Raw genomic sequence first — 4570 nt, 5'->3', positions numbered from 1 at the left:
TGTTCAGGATTTTCTTTTGCAAAGCTACGTAAGCAAGGGTTTCAGTATAAAAGAAAAAAATTGAGAAAATCGCAAATCGGGTTTATAATTAAAAATAGGCACTTTTTTAGCATTACATCAGGAGGCTTTTATGGCAGTTACAGCATATTCACTTGGAGCGGCAGAAGAAGTTACAGGAAGCCGGCATATACTTGAAATTGACGGACGCAGCATAATGGTAGACTGCGGAGCTTTTCAGGGGCGGAGAGCGGAATCAGATAAAAAGAACAGGGAATTCAGTTTTCCGGCGGACAAAGTTGAAAGCGTTGTTTTGACCCATGCACATTATGATCACTGCGGGCTTCTTCCTGTTCTTATGAAAAACGGATACGACGGAACAATTTACGCAACTCCGGCAACAAGAGACCTTGCAAATATTGTTATGATGGATAGCGCGCGCATTCAAGCCAGGGACGCTGAATTTCTTGCAAAGCAGGCAAAAAAGAAAGGCGAAGCTTTTACTTGGAAACCTTTATACAACGAAGCGGACTGCGTAAAAGCGGCAAATCAGATTGTTACTCTAGGCTACAATCGCAAAATGTACATTGCCCCGGATGTTCAGCTTGAATTTTTTGATGCGGGGCACATTCTCGGAAGTTCCCTAGCCTACTTTACAATTACCGGGCAAAGGAAAAATCAGCAAGGAACAAAAGCAATCGCAGGAAGCGGCATAAAACCAAAACTTTGGCACAAACTGTTCGGTGCAAAGCTTTCTTTAAAAAATGAACCATCTCAAAACGCAGACGGAGAAAACGAGCTTAGAGTTCTTTACACTGGAGACTTGGGAAGGCGCAACAAGCCAATCATAAAAGACCCGGCAACAAATATGCCCGCTCCTGACTATATCTTCATGGAAAGCACTTACGGCAACAGGCTTCATGCTGAAACTTCGAGCACAATGTACGAGCTGGAAAAAGTTGTGCGTCAGGCAATTGATTCAAAAGGAAAAATAATCATTCCAACATTTGCAATCGAGCGTGCGCAGGAAATTGTTTATTACCTTCATCTTTTAGTTGACCAAAAAAGAATTCCGCAGATTCCAATTTACATGGATAGCCCTATGGCGGTGAATGCGACCGGAATCTACCAGCTTCATCAGGAATGCTACGATGCTGCAACTCAGGAAGCGTTCCTTGCGCACCACAAAAATCCGTTCGGCTTTAACTCGCTTCAGTTTATTACAAGCGTCGATGAATCCAAAGAGCTTAACAAAAAAAATGGTCCAATGATAATTTTGAGCGCAGACGGAATGTGCGAAGCCGGACGCATTCTTTACCATTTGGCGAACAACATTTCAAATCCGAACAACATAATTTTGATTGTAGGCTATATGTCCGAACACACTTTGGGACGCAGAATTCTTGAAGGCGAAAAGGAAGTTAAGATTCTTGGCGACTGGTACAAGGTGAACGCTCAGGTAAAGCAAATTGACTCATTCAGCGCGCACGCTGACTACAAAGAATGCACTGAATGGCTCAAGCTTATAGACACAAGCAGGCTCAAAAAGATTTTTCTTGTGCATGGCGAAAAAGATGCGCAGGCACATCTTAAAGGTTATCTTGCAGAAAATGGATTTCCGAATGTTGAAATTGTAAAATACGGCGAAACATACGATTTGGAATAATTCAAATGGAAAAAGAAATTGAAGAAAAAATAATCAGCCTTGAAACAAAGCTTGCCTACATGGAAGATTTTGTAAACCAGCTTCAGGCGGTTTCTGTTGAGCATACAGAAACAATTGAGCGGCTTAGGACTGAAAACAAACTTTTGTCTCAGAAGCTGCATGAAGTTTCTGACATTCTTGAAGGCGACATTCCAAATAGAAAGCCGCCGCATTATTAAAAAAATTTCCCGGTTGCAAAAACAGCCGGGAATTCTATTTCTAGTTTTATATTTTACTGTCATTATCCAGCTTGATTGGATAATCCCCTACAATAGCTAGAGCGTCCAAAAGTACTTTATGTCATTCAGAGACATTTCGATTTATTGAATGACACTTAAACTTTTATTTTTATCAAAGAATTTCAGATTATATAAGGTTATAAATTCCAAAGAAAACTAAAACCGCAGCTCCAATCGCAAACAGGTGGAAAATGCTGTGAGTCCATTTGAAATTCCGCATCATAAAGAATGCAAGGCTTATTCCATAAGCGGCTGCTCCTGCAAACAAAAACACTTTGCTTGAAAAGCTCAACGCAATAGCTCCAGAAGCAACAAGCCCTAAAAGAATCGCCGCAAAAACTATGTATGTAAAAACAGAAAATGAATGAAGCCTTGCGCCGAACACTGCATACAAAACCAAAAGAAACGCAAGAATTCCCCACAGAACAGCACAAGCGGTTGTGGCAGGTCCAGACATTTTGGCAAGCATCAAAGGTGTAAAAATTCCGCCTATAAAAAGATAAATTGCGCAATGGTTAAAAATAGAAAATACTTTTTTTGCCTTTGAAGGTGAAATCGCATGGTAAAGAGTCGCCATAAGATGAAGCACAAAAAGGCTTGAGCCAAACACTGCGAATGTTGAAATATAAGTGCTTTTCTGCGCAGCCGGGGCATAAAAATACGCGCGGATAACCAAAAGAACAATCGCCGAAACACTAAGTCCTGCCCCTATTCCGTTTGCAATTGAACTAAGAACATCTTCGCCAAGTGTAAATGGACGCGGCTGACGTGCATTGTAAGACAAGCGGGCGTTTGCTTTTTGCGCTCTAAGCTCACGTTTGCGCTCACGTTCAGCTGCCTTTTCTTTTTTCTTTTCAGCATCCATAGAATAGTCAACCTTTATCTGATGGATTTTTTCTTTTGCCTGCGCCTTTATAGTTTTTATGGCCGCTTTTCTTTTTGCCTTTAATGATTTTCTTGTGATTCTGCGGGTAATATCGCCCATGACAAACCTCGTTAAAATTAATTGAAACCTCTAAAAGCTTAAGTTCTTTTGAGGAAATTCTGTGCTTATATTATACAACATTCCAAGTCTTTTTTAAATACACTAATTCAAAGCGCAATCAGCGTTAAAGTAAATTTTATATTTTACTGTCATTATCGGGCTTGACCCTGCGATGTTTCTGAAAGAAACTCGGTTAATAATCCATTGCAAATTTACATCAGATTGCCGTGTCAAGAACGGCAATGACAGACTTTCTAGCACTGGAATGACAGTTAGGTAACTGTTTTTATCAAAACTTGAAATTGAACCTAAATATAAAAAAATACCCGGCATCTTTTTAGACACCGGGCAAAACAAAAGGAGGAAAAAAATGAATAAGAATTAACTTTTATTTTGAACTGCTTCTTTTCTTTGAAACAACATCAAAGATTACAGCAAGCAAAAGAACAAGACCTTTTACAGCGCGCTGCCAGTTAGCATCAACACCAAGAATCGACATACCGTTGTTAAGGATTCCCATAAAGACAGCGCCGATTACAGCACCGCCTACAGTTCCTGTTCCACCATAAGCTGAAGCTCCGCCAATAAAGCATGACGCAATTGCATCCATTTCGTAGCTTGTTCCAACAGTAGGAGCAGCAGAGTTCAATCGGGCAGCACAAACAAGGCCAGCAACAGCCGCAATGAATCCCATGTTTGTGTAAGCAAAGAACATAACGTTGTCTGTGTTTACACCGGAAAGACGGGCAGCTTTTTCATTTCCGCCGATTGCATAAAGATAGCGGCCAGGAACTGTATTTTGTGTGTAGTAAGAATAGATTCCGACAATCACCGCAAGAATTACAAGAATAAGCGGAAGTCCTTTGTCCTGGGCAAGAAGCCAGCCAACAAGCATAATCACAGCGCACAAAACAACCTGTTTCCCAATAAACGAGCCTGCAGAAGATACAGAATATCCCTTTCTCTTTTTTGAGGCGCGGCTACAAACTGCGGAAGCAACAGTAACAAAGCAGCAGATAACGGCAATAATCAAAGTTACAATCAAAGTAATCTGCGCATTCTTGTCAACAAGAGCATAATAGGCATCTTCTGAGGCTTCAAAAAGCTCGTCTGTTGCCTGCTCAAGCGCAAGGTCTGGAAGATAGCTGTTAAAGATATTCATGAATGTTGAAGGGAACGGAGAAATTGTCATTCCGCCAAGAAGAATCAAGGCAACTCCGCGCCACAAAAGCATTCCGGACAAAGTACAAATAAACGGCGGAATATGAACATAGGCAATAAAAAATCCATGCCATGCGCCGATTGCTGTTCCGACAATAAGACATACAATAATCGAAGGAATAACTGGCCAGCCAAGATTTACAATTAAAATTCCTGCAACCGCGCCAACAAGACAAATTACAGAACCAACAGAAAGGTCAATGTTTCCGCCGGTAAGAATACACAGAAGCATACCAGTTGCAAGAATTACAACCCAAGCGTTCTGGTTTATAAGGTTTGTAATATTTTCCGGAGCAAAAAGCGAGCCTTTTCCGAATCCAACAATCAAAGCCTGAAAAAACAGCATGACCGCCAGAAGAATAAAAATCATCGTGTTGCCCTTAAGCATTTTCTTTAAGCTGTTTGTGTTAACTGCCATATTTA

Annotated in this window: 4 protein-coding genes; 2 read left to right on the top strand and 2 right to left on the bottom strand. The window is 40.8% G+C overall.

Going from position 1 to position 4570, the window contains the following annotated elements; genetic code table 11:
• The first annotated feature begins 130 nt into the window (after positions 1 to 130).
• Both B4C08_RS08525 and B4C08_RS08520 read left to right on the top strand, forming a co-directional pair.
• Positions 131 to 1663 carry an MBL fold metallo-hydrolase RNA specificity domain-containing protein gene (locus tag B4C08_RS08525; RefSeq protein ID WP_296664470.1) on the top strand — a complete coding sequence of 511 codons (1533 nt, stop codon included), beginning with the start codon at positions 131 to 133 and terminating at the stop codon, positions 1661 to 1663.
• A gap of 5 nt (positions 1664 to 1668) precedes the next feature.
• On the top strand, positions 1669 to 1881 hold the full coding sequence (locus tag B4C08_RS08520) for a SlyX family protein (protein ID WP_296014825.1): 213 nt from the start codon (positions 1669 to 1671) through the stop codon (positions 1879 to 1881).
• Between the two features lie 187 nt (positions 1882 to 2068).
• Here the strand turns inward: B4C08_RS08520 and trhA are convergent, their stop codons facing one another.
• Together trhA and mmsB are read right to left on the bottom strand one after the other, a co-directional pair.
• A complete protein-coding gene (gene trhA, locus B4C08_RS08515; protein ID WP_295800209.1) occupies positions 2069 to 2926 on the bottom strand; it encodes a PAQR family membrane homeostasis protein TrhA in 858 nt (285 codons plus the stop codon).
• A 388-nt stretch (positions 2927 to 3314) separates the two neighbouring features.
• The gene (mmsB, locus tag B4C08_RS08510; RefSeq protein WP_295800204.1) at positions 3315 to 4565 is read right to left on the bottom strand and encodes a multiple monosaccharide ABC transporter permease; all 1251 of its coding nucleotides are present in this window, start codon (positions 4563 to 4565) and stop codon (positions 3315 to 3317) included.
• Positions 4566 to 4570: the final 5 nt, after the last annotated feature.

It is taken from the genome of Treponema sp. UBA753, from assembly GCF_002297325.1.
GTDB lineage: Bacteria > Spirochaetota > Spirochaetia > Treponematales > Treponemataceae > Treponema_D.
The sequence above is the reverse complement of the archived record's forward strand: the minus strand, read 5'-3'. Positions and strand labels throughout refer to the sequence as shown.